The 16,512-nt window shown below is 32.6% G+C and carries 14 protein-coding genes; 2 read left to right on the top strand and 12 right to left on the bottom strand.

All coding sequences use genetic code 11. The features are described from left to right. Entirely contained in the window at nt 1-714 is a 714-nt protein-coding gene (locus SJY34_RS04745; protein ID WP_400079402.1) for a response regulator transcription factor, read from the top strand. An 82-nt stretch (nt 715-796) separates the two neighbouring features. On the opposite strand, the gene miaA is transcribed toward SJY34_RS04745, so the two are convergent. The 8 genes from miaA to SJY34_RS04705 all read right to left on the bottom strand — a co-directional run bounded on the left by miaA (nt 797) and on the right by SJY34_RS04705 (nt 10,250). Next, on the bottom strand, nt 797-1,699 hold the full coding sequence (miaA, locus tag SJY34_RS04740) for a tRNA (adenosine(37)-N6)-dimethylallyltransferase MiaA (RefSeq protein WP_400081324.1): 903 nt from the start codon (nt 1,697-1,699) through the stop codon (nt 797-799). Then, nucleotides 1,692-2,561, bottom strand: coding sequence for an ion transporter (locus SJY34_RS04735; protein ID WP_400079400.1), 870 nt, complete (start codon nt 2,559-2,561; stop codon nt 1,692-1,694). The genes miaA and SJY34_RS04735 overlap by 8 nt, the downstream gene beginning before the upstream one ends. Nucleotides 2,562-2,585: 24 nt before the next feature. Beyond that, nucleotides 2,586-4,532 (bottom strand): DUF3857 domain-containing protein, encoded by a 1,947-nt coding sequence (locus SJY34_RS04730; RefSeq protein ID WP_400079398.1) that lies wholly within the window; start codon nt 4,530-4,532, stop codon nt 2,586-2,588. 10 nt (nt 4,533-4,542) lie between these two features. Further along, nucleotides 4,543-5,904, bottom strand: a complete 1,362-nt coding sequence (locus tag SJY34_RS04725) for an exonuclease domain-containing protein (protein ID WP_400081321.1) — start codon at nt 5,902-5,904, stop codon at nt 4,543-4,545. Nucleotides 5,905-5,972: 68 nt separating this feature from the next. Next, the gene (locus SJY34_RS04720) at nt 5,973-6,632 is read right to left on the bottom strand and encodes a YggS family pyridoxal phosphate-dependent enzyme (protein WP_400079396.1); all 660 of its coding nucleotides are present in this window, start codon (nt 6,630-6,632) and stop codon (nt 5,973-5,975) included. A gap of 59 nt (nt 6,633-6,691) precedes the next feature. Further along, nucleotides 6,692-7,930: a DUF1015 domain-containing protein gene (locus SJY34_RS04715; RefSeq protein ID WP_400079394.1), complete on the bottom strand. Its 1,239-nt coding sequence runs from the start codon at nt 7,928-7,930 to the stop codon at nt 6,692-6,694. A 229-nt stretch (nt 7,931-8,159) separates the two neighbouring features. Further along, nucleotides 8,160-9,050: a 3-hydroxybutyryl-CoA dehydrogenase gene (locus SJY34_RS04710; protein WP_400079392.1), complete on the bottom strand. Its 891-nt coding sequence runs from the start codon at nt 9,048-9,050 to the stop codon at nt 8,160-8,162. A gap of 240 nt (nt 9,051-9,290) precedes the next feature. Continuing rightward, nucleotides 9,291-10,250, bottom strand: coding sequence for a Gfo/Idh/MocA family protein (locus SJY34_RS04705; RefSeq protein ID WP_400079390.1), 960 nt, complete (start codon nt 10,248-10,250; stop codon nt 9,291-9,293). Nucleotides 10,251-10,403: 153 nt separating this feature from the next. On the opposite strand from SJY34_RS04705, the gene SJY34_RS04700 reads away from it, so the two are divergent. Beyond that, nucleotides 10,404-11,045 (top strand): protein-L-isoaspartate(D-aspartate) O-methyltransferase, encoded by a 642-nt coding sequence (locus tag SJY34_RS04700; RefSeq protein WP_400079388.1) that lies wholly within the window; start codon nt 10,404-10,406, stop codon nt 11,043-11,045. A gap of 1 nt (nt 11,046) precedes the next feature. Here the strand turns inward: SJY34_RS04700 and SJY34_RS04695 are convergent, their stop codons facing one another. The 4 genes from SJY34_RS04695 to SJY34_RS04680 all read right to left on the bottom strand — a co-directional run bounded on the left by SJY34_RS04695 (nt 11,047) and on the right by SJY34_RS04680 (nt 16,483). After that, nucleotides 11,047-12,888, bottom strand: coding sequence for a Xaa-Pro dipeptidyl-peptidase (locus tag SJY34_RS04695; RefSeq protein WP_400079386.1), 1,842 nt, complete (start codon nt 12,886-12,888; stop codon nt 11,047-11,049). 171 nt (nt 12,889-13,059) lie between these two features. Then, nucleotides 13,060-13,578, bottom strand: coding sequence for a hypothetical protein (locus SJY34_RS04690; protein WP_400079384.1), 519 nt, complete (start codon nt 13,576-13,578; stop codon nt 13,060-13,062). Nucleotides 13,579-13,622: 44 nt separating this feature from the next. Then, a complete protein-coding gene (locus tag SJY34_RS04685) occupies nt 13,623-14,000 on the bottom strand; it encodes a hypothetical protein (protein WP_400079382.1) in 378 nt (125 codons plus the stop codon). 17 nt (nt 14,001-14,017) lie between these two features. Next, a complete protein-coding gene (locus tag SJY34_RS04680) occupies nt 14,018-16,483 on the bottom strand; it encodes a DUF5686 and carboxypeptidase regulatory-like domain-containing protein (RefSeq protein ID WP_400079381.1) in 2,466 nt (821 codons plus the stop codon). Between the last annotated feature and the right edge of the window lie 29 nt (nt 16,484-16,512).

Here is a 16,512-nt window from a genome sequence, read left to right as displayed (position 1 = left end):
ATGGAAGAACAAAACAAAAAAATACTTTTGGTAGAAGACGATCCAAATTTTGGAACTGTTTTAAAAGATTATTTAATGATGAACGATTACGACGTTGTCCATGCTAAAAATGGAATGGAAGGTTTTGAAAAGTTCAAAAAAGACGATTATGATCTTTGTATATTAGATGTAATGATGCCATATAAGGATGGATTTACTCTAGCAAAAGAAATAAGAGAAAAGAATACAGATGTGCCTATTATCTTTTTAACGGCTAAAGCTATGAAAGAAGATGTGCTTAAAGGTTACAAAGTTGGTGCAGATGACTATCTCAACAAACCGTTTGATAGTGAAGTGCTTTTAATGAAAATTAAGGCTATTATGCAGCGTAAAGCAACAGACTCGGTTGCAGATAGCAAACAATTTGAATTTAAGATTGGACGTTTTGATCTCAATTCTAAACTTCGGTTTTTGAAATTTGATGGTGGTGATCCATCAAAACTGTCACCAAAAGAAAATGAATTACTACGTTTATTGGCGTTACATGAAAATGATTTAATGCCAAGAGAATTAGCGTTGACAAAAATATGGAGAGACGATAACTACTTTACGTCTAGAAGTATGGATGTTTATATTGCTAAATTGCGTAAATATTTAAAACCAGATCCTAATGTTGAAATTTTAAATATTCATGGTGAAGGCTTTAGGTTAGTAATTAATAATAAAACAGAGTAAAAGCTTTTTTATATATGAAAAATCCAGCTCAATAGGCTGGATTTTTTTATGTTATATAAAAAATGTCGTAACATCTAATTCACTACATTTTTTCTTCAACGAACTTTATAATTTCTTCGGCTTCAGTTTCAAAATCAAACCATTTAGTTGATTCATCTTTTCTAAACCAAGTGAGTTGTCGTTTTGCAAATCGTCGAGTATTCTTCTTTATTTCTGAAATAGCGAAATCTAAAGTAGAATTTCCTTCAAAATAGTTAAACAATTCTTTATAGCCAACTGTATTTAAAGCATTTAGGTATTTAAATGGAATCAATGCTTCAGCTTCCTCAAGCAAGCCATTTGTAATCATAATATCTACACGCTGATTAATTCTGTCGTAGATAAGCGAACGTTCTGCATCTAAACCTATAGAAATAGTTTTAAAATGTCGTGTTTTCTCTGGGTTTGTTAAAAATGAAGAATAGGGCTTATCTGTGCCAATGCAAATCTCTAAAGCTCTAATTACACGTTGTGGATTATCAATGGCAATCGTTTTATAAGCTATTGGATCTAAGGATTTTAATCGTTCCTGTAAATCATCGAGACCATTACTTATAAGCTCATCATTAAGTTTGTTTCTTATAGTGCTATCGATTTCTGGGAAATAATCTAAACCTTTCGTAACTGCTTTTATATACAAGCCAGAACCACCAACCATAATAGCTGTTGAGTGTTTTTGATGAATTTCTTCTAATTTAGAAATTGCTTCACGTTCAAAATCACCAACGGAATAATTGTCTTTTATGGATTTATGCTGAATGAAGTGATGTTTAGCAGCTTTTAATTCTTCTTTTGAAGGTACAGCTGTACCAATATGCAATTCCCTATAAAACTGACGAGAATCAGCTGATATAATTTCAGTGTTAAAATGCTGAGCTAATTTTACACTTAAAGCAGTTTTACCAATAGCTGTAGGTCCAACAATAGATATGAGTGTATTAGTCATGATGTAATTTGCAACCACATTTATGACAGAACTCTGCATTGTCTTGATGCTTTTCAGTCAAACAATTAACGCAACATTGAGTATTAAGTACAACTGTTTTTAGATGCTCATGTTCTTCATCCGAGATTTTGCTGTCAGTGTCTGATGCTTTTGTATACTCTGCTGAGACAATACCAGTGGGCACGGCAATTATACCGTAACCTAAAATCATTATTAAGGTTGCGATGAATTGTCCTAGTGGTGTTTGCGGTGCAATATCTCCAAAACCAACTGTAGTTAATGTTACAATACACCAATAGACACTTTTTGGAATATTGGTAAACCCATTTTCTTCGCCTTCAACCATATACATTATAGTTCCGAATATTGTTGCAGCTATAATTACAGCAAATAAGAAAACTGCAATTTTAGCTCTACTTGCCTTTATAGCACTTGTTAATTGATTAGAAGCTCCTAAATATCGAGCTAATTTTAAAATTCTAAAAACTCGAAGTAACCTAAGTGCGCGTAAAGCTATTAATGCTTGAGTACCACCCAAGAATAAAGAAATATATTTTGGTATCGTAGATAATAAATCAATAACTCCGTAAAAACTTGTGATATATTTAAATGGTTTGTTTACACTAATTATTCTCAAAATATACTCTATGGTAAATAATATAGTAATGACCCATTCCGAAACATTCAAAAACGTGTGATACTTTGCATCAAAGCTATTTATACTTTCTAGCATTACTAAAAGAATACTAGCGAGGATAGCTATAAGAAGGACAACATCGAATAACTTTCCTGCAGGTGTGTCTGCTTCATAAATTATTTCATGAAGTTTACCTTTCCAACTGCGCTTATTCTCTGATTCCATGTTTTAAAAGTACGAAAAGTAAAATTATTGTTTTTCTAAAACGATAACTGTGTTTTTTTGCGCTTCAACAATCTTACTCATAAACGTTTTGAGATGTTCGTAAAATTGAGCTTCATAGATGGCTTTATCAAATTTAACTTTAAAATAGAATAATAATTGATTTTCTTTTTTGTCAATATTAAATATGAAAGAGCCTGCTTTATTAGGAAGTGCATAGCTAACGGCTTTAGGCATATCTATGACATTTAAGTCTTCACCAATATCAATTTTTAATATATATGAATAGGCATCTTTGTAGCCAAAATCAATAGGATATGTTCTTTCCTGTAATTTAAAGGGATTTTCTTCGAAGAATTTGATAATAAAAGGATCCAAATAAATTTTATTACCAATAAGTTCTGGTTCTAATGTAAACTCTATTTTTTCCTCAAAATTGTAGCTATTCTTATCCAGATCAGATACATCATGTTCTTCAATACTAATATTAGAATATATATTGGTTTTATTTTCCTTGTATACTACAGGGTTTTCGTGATAATTTCTTTTTAGTTTATGAGACGGATAACCAGAATATTTACTACTAATTTTACCGTTAAAATTTTCTTCATCATTTAAGTTGAGTTCTATTCTGTGAACACTTGCAGAATAGTTTTCTATTTTAACGTCTTCCCAATAGCTGCCATTTTCAAAATCCATAAGTCTACCATATTGATTTAAGCATCTAAAAGGTAACTCACCAAAAGCTAAATAAGGATCTGTTGCATCTAAAAAGTAGTCTTTATCATTTATAGTTGTTTTTAAAATAACATAATTAAAATCTGTAAGGACGGGATATATCTTAGTAGCAAGCCCATTTGCACGTGTAGAAATCAAAATTGGATAAACAGTAAAACCTTGATTGGTAAGAAGATTTTCTAATAATAAATTAATTTCAAATGCGCTACCAACTTTTTCTTTGTTTAAATCTTTTATGGAAACATCATAACGTTCATATTTTTCATTCCACTTATAATTGTCTAATACAAATTGATATATAGATTTAGCTTTGTTTAAATTATCTTCAATGGAAGAAATACTTTCAGGTAGAATATCCTTAACGAGACTTTTTTTGCTTATTTGACGTCCAAAATCTTTGTCTGTCTTTAATTCTTTATCAACATTTTTCCAAGTTTTAGATAATTTATTAACACCACCATCAAATCTTTTAATTTCATTGAGTTCATACTCTATCCTAGACGTGTAATTAAGAGCTGTAGTAGTAAAACCTTCTGGTTTGTATGCAGGAACTTCTTTCATAACATACCTGCTTACAGTACAATCTGAATGCCCACCATTACCAACTTCTATGCAATTACGTTCTATTTTGGCTTCATTTGTTACTAATTTAATTCCACCTACTAATTTAACATGATAATTGTAGTTTGCAGGAATACTGGTATTATACTCACTATATAAAACTGGATCTGGTCCCTGAAAATACCAAGGTTGATATTTAGTCATAAAACGAGATTGGGTTTCGTAGCTCACCGTAATCACACTTCCAACTTTTACATTGGGTAGCACAAATTTTACGAGTGTAAACTTCTCATTTTCTTCTTTAAATATTGCACTTGGTTTTAAATATGTTTTTATAATATTCCCATTTTTCAGATTGTACGTGGTCCCTTTTATGTCTTTAATTTTTTCTTCCGAAGATTTACCTTTGTAAAGTTTCACTTCGAATTCCCCTCTTTCAACACCTTCAGTTCTTAAAATTTTTATTTTTTGCCGCACTTGTACTCTTAGCCAAAAGGTTTTGTTATCTACAAAGCTATTCCCATAATCATAAATAACTAAAGCATTTGCTGTAGAATCTTTAACATATGTGGTTAGTTCTAAATCACTCTTAGAAACTGACATTGCGGGTTGGTAATTTTGAGAAAAACTTAAAAAAGTAATGATAAAAGCAAATGGTAATAGTTTTATTTTCATAAGTTGTGTTCTATAGGTCAATAATTTTCAGTCGCTTGTTTCGGCGCATATAACTCTGTATTATATGCTGTGTATCTCTATTATTTTCCATTGGTGTAATTAGAGATGCCAATATTTCCCTATTATTTATCTGGTGGTTTAAATCAAAAAATCCCATGCCTTTAAAGATACCGTTCTCAATTAAGAAAACACTTTTCTCTTCTATATCACGACCTCTGTCTATGATGAGCATGTTTTTGTTTTCGTAACTATGTTTAGTTATTAGTGAATTAACTCGCTTATTGTATTCATTGGAAGCTTCTTCTGTAATGCATGCGCCTAAACATTCTTTAACATCATATTTAAAGCAACTTGTTTTTGTACGATATAAACCAGTTAATTTTTGGCATAAATTATAATCTTCAGATACTTTAAACATAAAATGTTTTCCACTAGACCTTGTGCTAAATGTGGTGATTGGTACTTCTTTACCATTAGCAGCATCAATCTTTAGATTTATATAGCCATTTTCATCAGTATAGCTATATAAGGCATGTGTAAATATAGTTCTTCGTAAAGCACGATTAAAAATGGGTTTATTCTTTTTTATTTCTTCACTTTCCTTTAATAATGCAGCTAATTCACTACCAGTTTTTTCATAAGTAACTGCACTAACCAAGGCTTGAATCTTCTTAGATTTTGAGCTCTTATTCGTAAAATGTTGAGAAATGCGTTTCTTTATATTTTTACTTTTACCAATATAAATTATTTCGCCTTTATCATTATAAATATAATAGACACCTGTTACAGATGGTAACTCTTCAATAATTTGTTTTAGGTTAGGAGCAAGATTAGATTTTTGTTCAACTTTTACAGCATCTTTAATAATGATTTTTTCTAAATCTTTATGCAGAAGCATTTTGAACAATTTTACTGTAGCCATTGCATCTCCATTAGCGCGATGACGATCACTCATAGGAATACCAAGCGCACGTGCTAATTTTCCAAGGCTATAAGATTCCATATCTGGAATTAGCTGCTTAGAAAGTTCTACAGTACAAAGCGTTTTTCTTTTAAAAGGAAAGCCTAGACGCTTAAACTCAGTTTTAAGGATTCTATAGTCGAAAGCCGAATTATGAGCCACAATAATGCAGTCTTCTGTTATTTCTACGATGCGTTTAGCTACCTCATAGAATTTAGGAGCATTTTTTAGCATATTAGAATTAATACCAGTAAGATTAACTACAAAAGGTTGAATCTCGCGCTCAGGATTTACTAAAGAAATAAATTGATCTGTGACTTTATGTCCATCGAACTGATAAATTGCAATTTCCGTTATGCCTTCTTCATTGTATTTACCACCTGTGGTTTCTATGTCTAGTATTGCGTATATAATGCTAAAATTAGATGTTATTCATAAAAGACAAAGTTAAAAAAGTCTAAGCTTTTACGTTAAAAAAACTATTGATAATTTCTAGCGCCAAAAATGCTACTCCCAACTCTAATCATAGTACTGCCGCACTGAATTGCTAATTGGTAATCTCCACTCATTCCCATTGAAATAACTTTTAGTTCAGAGTTTTGAGTTTTAAGGTTTTCAAAAGAAGATTTAAGATAATTAAATTCATTTTCAACTTGGGTCATATCATCCGTAAATGTTGCCATTCCCATAACACCAATAATATTTACATTTTTTAATTCAGAAAATTCGTCAGATTGTAGCAGCGTAGAAGCATCTTCTATTGACATGCCGAACTTACTATCTTCTTCAGCAATCTTAATTTGAAGTAAACAGTCTATTGTTCTATCGTTTTTTACGGCCTGTTTATTTATCTCTTTTAAAAGTTTAAAACTATCTACTCCATGAATTAAACTCACAAACTCAGCCATGTATTTCACCTTGTTACGCTGCACATGCCCAATCATATGCCACTCAATATCTTTTGGCATCTGCTCATATTTATCAGACATTTCTTGGATTTTGTTTTCTCCAAAAATGCGTTGACCAGCATTGTAAGCTTCCATTAAATCACTGATGGGTTTTGTTTTAGAAACAGCTACAAGGGTTACCTCTTCTGATATAGAAGATTTTATGTTTTGTATATTTTGTTTTATGCTCATTTAATTAATTTAATTTTTTTGAATGAGATTCTGAATCAAGTTCAGAATGACACAGCGTGTCAATATTCATAAATAGTAATAGCGCTTCTCAGTTTAGGTAAAATATAAGTACTTTTTGGTGGCATTTTTAATCCTTCGTCTGCTATTCCTTTCATTTGCTCTACATTAGATGGGCACATGCCAAAACCAACCATAAACTCACCACTATCTACGCTAGTTTTAATGGTAATCATTTCGTGTCTTCCATTAACGTATTCTATGCGGTTGTCATTGCGTAAATCATCTATGCCTAGAATTGGTTGAAGAATCGTTTTATATAACAGTTGTGCATCTAATTGGTCTAAAGACGTCTTGAACTCATAATTAGCTTTACGTAAATAGAGCGAATAAAACTCACCATCTAAATACATGCTAAAATGATGAGGTTTTGATGGACTATAAGGCATTAAACCTCTATTTTCAATGCGATAAGAAGTGTCTAGCTTAATTAAAAATTCTTCCTTAGTTAATCCATTTAAATCTTTAATAAGTCTATTAAACTCATGGATTACTAAATCTGATTCCGGAATTAAATAGGACATAAAAAAATTATAAGATTCACTTCCATTATGATTTGGATTCTTTTCTTTTTCATCCTTATATAACAAATAAGAAGAAGCAGATCTATGGTGACCATCAGCAATATAAATAGTCTTCATCTGCTTAAATTCTTTTTGGATTTTTCCTATAATAGCTTCATCATCAATTTTCCAGAGATAGTGTGTGTCTCGATAGGTCATTGTAAACTCAAATTCTGCATGACCTTTTTGGACTTCCTTTATAACGTTAGCAATAAGGGCATTATCAGGATAGGTGAGTAGTACAGGTTCTGCATTAAAGCCCACAGTTTTTAAATAGGTTTTAAAGGTTTGTTCGCGCTTAGCTAAAGTGTCTTCGTGCTTTTTTATAATATCTTGTTCGTAATCTTCAGCGCTTGTCGCAGCAATAATTCCGTTGAATTCTTGTCCATGTCTATTCACAATTTTATAAACATAAAAACTAGGTTTTTCATCTTGAACAAAAACTCCATCTTCCTTAAATTCATCATAACGATTTCTTACCAGCTTGTAACGTTCATTACCTTTTACTTCTTGTGCATATTTATAACCAGGATTTACAATATGAAGGAAACTATAGGGATTATAATCCATACGCGATTCACGCTCGTCAATTGTATAACTTTGGTAAGGACGTGCCGCAACTAGCCCTACAATAGCTCTTGTTGGTCTTACAGCTTTAAATGGAATTACTTTTGCCAATTTTCTTAATGTAAAGTGTAAAGTAATAAGTTGTCAGTATGATCTACTTATTATTAACACATGATTATTGTTAACTTTTAAATCCTTTCTTATATGCCAATAGATCTTGTACTTTCATAATTAGAATATAATACTTTTCACTAGACACTAGACACTAGACACTAGACACTAGACACTAGACACTAGACACTAGACACTAGACACTAGACACTAGACACTAGACACTTTTTTACTTCAAAAATTGACCAGCCACTTTTTCTGCTTTCCTACTTTCAGAATAATCGTAAAAACCCTCTCCAGATTTTACACCTAGTTTCCCAGCTCTAACCATATTTACCAATAAAGGGCAAGGTGCATATTTTGGGTTTTTAAATCCATCGTACATGACGTTAAGAATAGATAAGCAAACATCTAAGCCAATAAAATCTGCTAACTGCAATGGACCCATTGGGTGTGCCATACCTAATTTCATAACGGTGTCTATTTCTTCTACGCCAGCAACACCATTGTATAAAGTTTCAATAGATTCATTAAGCATTGGCATTAAAATACGGTTCGCCACAAAGCCAGGATAATCATTTACTTCTGTTGGAATCTTACCTAAAATTTTAGATAATTCCATAATCGTTTTTGTGACTTCATCACTTGTGCTATAACCACGAATAATCTCCACCAATTTCATGATTGGTACAGGATTCATAAAGTGCATACCAATGACTTTATCTGGTCTAGAAGTAACAGCGGCGATTTGTGTTATAGAAATAGAAGAGGTATTTGTTGCTAATATGGTATCACTTTCACAGACTTCATCTAATTGTTTGAAGATTTTGAGTTTTAAATCAATATTTTCCGTTGCAGCTTCAACGACCAAATCCACATTTTTCACACCAGCTTCCGTGTTAGTATAGGTTTTAATATTACCTAGAGTTTCTGATTTGTCAGCTTCAGTGATTTTTTCCTTAGCGACCATTCTATCTAAGTTTTTAGATATGGTTGCTAAACCTCTTTCTAAAGAAGCTTCACTAATATCGATTAATTGAACATTAAATCCAGATTGCGCAAATGTATGGGCAATTCCGTTTCCCATGGTTCCTGCACCTATAACTGCTATGTTTTTCATAATTGTAAAAGCCCATTCTAATCTTCCCAGAGGGAAGGAATTCTTACTTGGGCGGATAAGAATTTTGTTAAATGCCCTTAAATCCTATAAGAGTTGAAAATTTAAGCATTAATAAATTACAAATATTACTTCAATTAAAAATAAAAATTAATAAATGTGTTATGGTTGTTTTTTTGATTTCAATTATTCTCCGCAACCGTGTTTCCTTCCCTCTGGGAAGGTTAGGATGGGCTTCTTCTCTTAAAATTGATTAATAATCATATTCGCAACTCGCAAGGCTTCTGTGCCATCATGTAAAGTCACAATAGGTTTGGTGTTATTATTAATCGCATCTGCAAAGGTTTCTAATTCATCTAAAATAGCATTGTTATTTTGTATTTCAGGATTGTCGAAATAAATTTGCTTTTTCAGTCCTTCCGCATTTTGAAGAATCATATCAAAATCACCTGGATTTTCTGGAGCATCTTTCATCTTTACAACTTCACATTTCTTCTCTAGGAAATCAACTGAGATGTAAGCATCTTTTTGAAAAAAGCGCGTTTTTCTCATGTTTTTCAGAGAAATTCGACTTGCAGTAAGATTTGCTACACATCCATTTTTAAATTCGATACGTGCATTTGCTATATCTGGTGTCTCGCTAACTACTGAAACACCACTTGCAGAAATATGTTTAACAGGCGAATTTACAACGCTCAAAATAATGTCAATATCGTGAATCATTAAATCTAAAACAACAGGTACATCTGTACCACGAAGATTAAATTCTGCCAATCTGTGACATTCAATAAACATTGGATTCTTAATCTGTTCTTTTACACCGATAAAGGCAGGATTAAAACGCTCTACATGCCCAACTTGTCCTTTTACTCCATGTTCAGCTACTAAAGTTCTAATGGTTTCAGCTTCCTCAACCGTATTAGTAATAGGTTTTTCAATGAATATATGTTTTCCTTTTTTTATAGCTTGTTTGGCGCAATCATAATGTGAAAGTGTAGGAGTGACAATATCTACGACATCTACAGCATCTATTAAGGCTTCAATAGTATCAAAATAAGTATAGCCAAACTCTTCTGCAACGCGTTTTGCATTTTCAGCATCTGCATCATAGAAACCTATGAGCTCATATTTGTTAGATTGATTAAGAAGTCTAAGATGAATTTTACCAAGGTGACCAGCACCAAGAACTCCAGCTTTTAGCATATTTTCAGTTTTTAACAAAAATAGTCGTTTTGATTCAGAAATTTAAAAAAGAAAATATAAAAAACTATGAATTATTTAATAAAAGAAAGTTTTAATTCTTCCTTTGAACTTGTCTTTCTTTAAATTAATTTAGCATCAACTAAACTACGCTTTTTGAAAGATACATTTAAGCATCAAGGGATGCGTCAACAACTTGTTGAAACGCTTATTAAGAAAGGTATTAAAGATGATGGTGTTTTAAAAGCCATCGGTAAAATTCCTAGACACTTATTTATGGATTCTGGTTTTATAGACCATGCTTATGTCGATAAAGCATTTCCTATCGGTGCAGATCAAACGATTTCGCAGCCTTATACAGTAGCTTTTCAAACCGAATTACTTCAAATTAAACCGGGCGATAAAGTTTTAGAAATCGGTACAGGTAGTGGCTACCAGTGTGCAGTTTTGATTGAACTTGGCGCTAAAGTGTATAGTATAGAGCGTCAGCAAGAGTTATTTAAAAAAACTTCAAAGTTCCTACCTAAAATAGGTTATAGAGCTAAAAAACTTATTTTTGGTGATGGCTATAAAGGTCTACCCGAAGAAGCACCTTTTAAAAGTATTATTGTTACTGCTGGTGCACCTTTTGTACCTAAGCCTTTGTTAAGTCAATTAGAAATAGGAGGGCGTTTAGTTATTCCTGTTGGTGATGATGTGCAAACTATGACCCTTTTTATTAGAAAAGGACCAAAGGAATTCGAAAAACATGAATTTGGCGAATTTCGATTTGTACCACTACTAGAGGATAAAAATTAAGTTATTCAGTAGCTTTCTTAAAAGCAGCTTTTCCTCCAACAATTGGTAAAGTTAATTTGGTTTTATCAAGGTGTATCATTATTTCTGTACCAGGTTCTGGGTGTAAAGTAAATTCTTTATCACTAGAAAAAATCATAAAACCTATTTGCTGTCCTAATTTAATAATTTGATCATCCGGTTGTAAATCGAAAGTTATTGAATAGTCTTTCCCGACAACTAAATCTTCTTCTTTTGTCAACGAATTATGGTTTTTAGGATCTGCCCAACCACGTGTTATGATGTTATCCGTTATTTTAACTTCTTTTCCTTCTTGCCAAGGCAATGATACCAACCACACAGATAAGTTTGCTGCTGGTTTACTACTTGCCAATGAAATAGTAACTTTAGGTACACCAGAAATATGAAGATCTTCTTTCAATTTTGGTGTTACATATAAAAGTCTATGTTTTGAGCTTGATGCTTTTGCATGCTCGCTACCAGAGATAGTGGCATCATCAGAAAACATTTCTCCAGCGTTTTCAACGTTATTAAGAGTTAATCCTCCAATATTTTTTCCTCCAGAAAACAAGTTAAGTGTCACATCTTCCGCCTCAGGATTTGGATAATCTTTATAAGCTGTAGGTTGCTGTCTGTCATCATATTCTCTTACGATATAAACTTTGTTTTCTTCCTTTTCAACTCCATTATCAATTCCGTGTAGATATTTTGTAAACCATTTATTCATCATAGAAGTCGGAGGTGGGCCACCATGTCCATTTTGATGATAGTAAATCATTGTTGGTAAGCCTTTTTCTTTTGCTGCTTTGTAAATACGGTAACTGTGTTCTGGCATTACGTTCCAGTCATTAAATCCGTGGGACATCAATAATGCGGCTTTCATACCATCCATTTGGTTGAGGTAATCTCTACCAGCCCAAAACTCATTATAATCTCCAGTTTCTCTATCCATACCGTTCTTCATTTCGGTATCTCTAACAGTTTTGTTATTGTATTCGCGTTTATCTTCATCTCCACTGTGCACAAAATCGTAAAGTACATCAATATCCTCTCCGAGATAACCACCAGGCGAACGCACTAAGCCATTAGAGCGATAGTAATGATAATAAGAGGTGTTTGGTGCAATAGGAATTATAGCTTCTAAACCTTCAACACCAGTAGTTGCTGCGGCCAAAGGTAAAGTTCCGTTATATGATGTGCCTGTCATGCCTACTTTTCCTGTGGACCAAAAAGCTTTAACTTCTTTATCTCCATTACGTTCCGTATAACCTTTTGCTCTTCCGCACAGCCAGTCAACAACAGTTTTAGGAGCTAAAGATTCATTTGCTCCACCAATAGTTGGTGCTCCATCAGATAAACCAGTTCCAGGTGAAGATGAATGTACTACGATATAACCTCGAGGTACCCATTTTCTGATATGTGAGTTTGAAATAATTGGACGTTGTCCTCGTCTTTGCACTTCTGGGTGAAAACGCTCTTCTCCGATTTCTCCTAGCTCGTGTTCTACATTCCACATAGTACCTGGTGCATCGGCAGCAACACCAGCAAAATATGGACTAGTAACATATACAATTGGTAGTTTTAAACCTTCACTCTCAGTTTGCTCTGGTCGTGTTACAGAAACATGCATTCGGTCTGGTTCTCCATCTCCATCAGTATCAAACTCTGTTTCTACCCACAAATCGTGACGAATCCATTGACTAGCATCTTTAAAGGCATCAACAATTTGAGCTTCACCATCTTTAAAAATTGGTGTAGCTTTTTCGGTTGTGTTTTGGGCACAACTGAGAATTGAAATGGTTAATGTTAGTGTTAGTAGTGCGTTTGATTTTATTGAGAATGTCATATTTAGAATGATTTTGTAAAACAGTTTGATAAAAGTAAGGAGTAAAAGTTAGAACTCAAATTGGTTCATTCATTTGTTAATGATTCAATTTAATGTTTTGTCATTCCTGCGAAGGCAGGAATCTATTTTGAAGTATGGATTCCTGCCTTCGCAGGAATGACAAATAGTTTATTAATTCTTAGGCAAATACTCCTCAGGTATTGGGTTGTCTTCTGACTCTTGCATCCAATATATGTTAATGACCCACCAACGTTTTCCATCATTCATGAGTTGAATACTGTTAATACCTCTCATAAATGGTTCTTCGTCACTTTTAGATTTGTAAGACTCATAGGTACTAAAGACTTGTGTGATATTTCCAAAGGTTTGGACTTTTCTGCTAATCTCTATTTCATGAAATCCATTTTCTACTAACCATTCTCCTGCGGTTTTTATATAATCATCAGGTGACATATAGCGTGCGCTAATTTTACCTTTTGGGTTTTTTCCGGTAGGTATAAGTTTGGCGTCTTTATGAAATAAATGTTTGAATAAATCCCAATCGCGTTTAACACCTTTATCTCCAGATATTACGGTATATAAGGTTTCAATGGTGCTTTCTAATGTAGCTACGTTTTTTGAGTAGTCTTTTGTTTCTTGGGCATTAAGTCCTAAAGTTGTTAGGAGAAATACAATTATTAGTTTTTTCATTCTATAAAGTTAAAATAATTTTAACCCAAACAAAATTGAATAGATTAGAGTCCAATAGCTCCATCTCTCATTTCTTTTCTCCAATTTGCCCCAAATCTTGAATCTAAATAATTAAAAACAATATTATTATAAATTAGCATATCTTCTTCGCAACTAGAACGCATACAACCTTCAGAATAAAAATTTACTTTGTATTTTTTTTGAAATATGGAATCCTTTTTATTTGAAAAATCAGGCATTCCGCCAAAGCCACCTAGGAATATAATCTTTATTTCAGCTCTTTCAATATGATTTTTGGCTGTGTTAGCATTGAATAATGATACTGGTGTATATCCATTAAAATCAATCTCAAATTTTGGCTCAGATTCATCACAAGAAAATATAACCAAAGCAAACAAAATATGTGTCAGTGATTTTTTCATTAGTAACTTCTATAAAGTTAAAAGAATTTCAGCCCAAACAAAATAGCATCACTTTGAAATCCGCTTTGGTAAGACCTTATATAATCAACTCTTAAGAATCTCCATTTTCCCCAACCAATATTATCGATACCAATGGTGTACTCTTGGTAAGGTTTAAAATCTGGTGTAGCTAAGAGATGTGCACCAAACACTAAATTAAAGTTGAGTTTATTGAGTAATGGTAATTTCCCTAAAAGAAACCCATTAAAGTCGTGCTCAACATGTGCTTCTAAATAGGCGTCATTTGTACTAGCAGCATAATATGGTAAATTATTAAATACATTGGTGTAATTACCTTCTGTGCTAACGTGGGTTTGGTTACCATTAAAGTGTTGGTAATCCATAAAAGCAATATCATCTGCATTAAAAAACTTCCCAGCTCTTAAGTTATATCTAAAACGGCCTTTGTCTGCTATGTTAAACGATTGGTATAATCTTGCTTTTATTTGATCAAAATTATAATCGCTATTAGTTGCACCAAATCCTTTTTCGTAACTCAATACTAAAGTTGGGTACTTATCATTACCGACATTAAATTTACTATCAGGATAACTTAAATATTCTTGTGCAAAGTTAATACGGGCTGTTACATTAGCTTTTACAATGTTATGTGTTTCAAATGGTGCAACTCCATAGGCAGTTTCATCTAATGGATTGTTGCTGGTGTATACATCATTTTCTTCGTTAGTAAAAACCTGATCGGTAGTATTAAATAAGGGACTTCGCCTTTCGTAACTTAATCCAGCATAGAATCTAAATCCATTTAATAGTTCTTCTGAATAATTAAGTTGTAGAAAACTTTTGTCATAAAGCTTCATGTAATTATCCTCAAAAAATAAGGTGCTAATTGAGTTGATAAATGGTGTTATAGGTTCCGAAGGACTAAACTGAACAGCACTAACGCCTCCAGAAAGTGTTAGAAACGCTCTACTTGTATTATTAAATTTATAAGTTAATGCGCCAGTTGCTCGCAGTCTATCGTCCGAAAAACCGTATTGTAGATTGGCACTTGCCCTAAAGAAACGTTTAAAGTCATCGTAATTTTTTGTAAAGAATAGATTGGCTTTAGCATTATAACCTTGAACGGTATTAAAATTTACACCCAAAACTGGAATGTCGAATCCAAAACTATAATTCTTATGTGAGTTTTGATAGGTATAGCCCAAAATACTAGATAACTTAAATTTATTATTCACGCGGTCTATAGAATCTAAATAAGGTTTTGATTCTTTAACAATTTGAATACTATCCTTTTTTACGTAATCGGTGCGTTCTTCTAGTGTTAATGGAACAGGTCTAATGGTGTTCCAGAAGAGTGAATCTTTTTTATTGGCTTCATTTTCAAAAGCCACAATTTCTCTTCCAAAGTCTTTTCGAGTTAAACCTGAATTGAATTCATAATTACTATAAACAGCTGTAAAACGGCCGTCTCCTTTTATACCTAAAAATTTATATTTAAAGTCGAGGCTTTGAGAAATTTTAGCCCAAATATCATTAGTTTCGGAATATGAAAATGTTTGTTTTATTGACAAAATATCTGCTGCAGGAATACGAGCTTGTACACCTGTAATATCTAATTCTATGGCATAAATGCTCCATTGGTCTTCAACGATATAAATGTTTCCTGAAAAAATAGGATCATTTTCGCGCTTAGGTATGACGTTAATTTTATTGATGAGATTACCTCTGTCATCATAGAAGACACCTTCTAACTTGTAACGATAATAACCAAATGCATTATTGGCGATTGGTGAAATAATTTCATTACCAAATTCTATAGTATTGTTGTAAAAATTGTAATCGACATCAATGGCGTTATTAAAACTAAAACCAGTGCTATTGCCGCTCACTTTAGAGGCTGTGATTTTCTCCTTAAGTTTATTTGGCCTTAAAAATTGAATTTTAGAAATGGTTTCGGACAAATAAATAATTCCGCTACGAGTTGAATCTAAGCCACCACCTAGATCACCAACGTCTTGACCTAAGATTTTCTCTGGTGCATCTTTTATTTTAATTAATCCTCTGGAGTAAAAATCGGCTTTAAAAGAGTTTATTTTTTCAAGATTTTCTTTCCGCATCGCTATAGCTTTTCGCATAATTGCATTTGCAGGATTAACTTCTGAGTTTACGGTTACTTCGCCTAATGAAACGGACTCCTCCTCTAAAGTAATATCAATTGTGTAAGGAAACTTATCTATAGCGATTTTCTTCTTTACCGTTTTGTAACCTAAATAGGTATAAACTATAGTATAGGTTTTTTTCTCTGAAATATTGAGTTCATAATAACCGTCATTATTACTAGTTGTGCCCTTATAGGTGTTTTCTATTAAGATGTTTACAAAGGGAAGTGGTTCGTTTTTTTTGTTGGTAATTGTTCCAACGATTTGAGCTGAAACTAATGTGCTTATTGCAATAAAAAATAAGCTGAGTAATTTTCTATTCATGTATATTGATTGATGGTTTCTATTTAAAT

The sequence above is a fragment of the Winogradskyella sp. R77965 genome (assembly GCF_044594915.1).
Classification (GTDB): Bacteria; Bacteroidota; Bacteroidia; order Flavobacteriales; family Flavobacteriaceae; genus Winogradskyella.
The sequence above is the reverse complement of the archived record's forward strand: the minus strand, read 5'-3'. Positions and strand labels throughout refer to the sequence as shown.

Excerpts from the sequence above, each read along its gene's own strand:
- SJY34_RS04745 (WP_400079402.1), top strand. The coding sequence starts at position 1 with ATGGAAGAACAAAACAAAAAAATACTTTTGGTAGAAGACGATCCAAAT.
- miaA (WP_400081324.1), bottom strand. The coding sequence starts at position 1,699 with ATGACTAATACACTCATATCTATTGTTGGACCTACAGCTATTGGTAAA.
- SJY34_RS04735 (WP_400079400.1), bottom strand. The coding sequence starts at position 2,561 with ATGGAATCAGAGAATAAGCGCAGTTGGAAAGGTAAACTTCATGAAATA.
- SJY34_RS04730 (WP_400079398.1), bottom strand. The coding sequence starts at position 4,532 with ATGAAAATAAAACTATTACCATTTGCTTTTATCATTACTTTTTTAAGT.
- SJY34_RS04720 (WP_400079396.1), bottom strand. The coding sequence starts at position 6,632 with ATGAGCATAAAACAAAATATACAAAACATAAAATCTTCTATATCAGAA.
- SJY34_RS04710 (WP_400079392.1), bottom strand. The coding sequence starts at position 9,050 with ATGAAAAACATAGCAGTTATAGGTGCAGGAACCATGGGAAACGGAATT.
- SJY34_RS04705 (WP_400079390.1), bottom strand. The coding sequence starts at position 10,250 with ATGCTAAAAGCTGGAGTTCTTGGTGCTGGTCACCTTGGTAAAATTCAT.
- SJY34_RS04695 (WP_400079386.1), bottom strand. The coding sequence starts at position 12,888 with ATGACATTCTCAATAAAATCAAACGCACTACTAACACTAACATTAACC.
- SJY34_RS04690 (WP_400079384.1), bottom strand. The coding sequence starts at position 13,578 with ATGAAAAAACTAATAATTGTATTTCTCCTAACAACTTTAGGACTTAAT.
- SJY34_RS04685 (WP_400079382.1), bottom strand. The coding sequence starts at position 14,000 with ATGAAAAAATCACTGACACATATTTTGTTTGCTTTGGTTATATTTTCT.
- SJY34_RS04680 (WP_400079381.1), bottom strand. The coding sequence starts at position 16,483 with ATGAATAGAAAATTACTCAGCTTATTTTTTATTGCAATAAGCACATTA.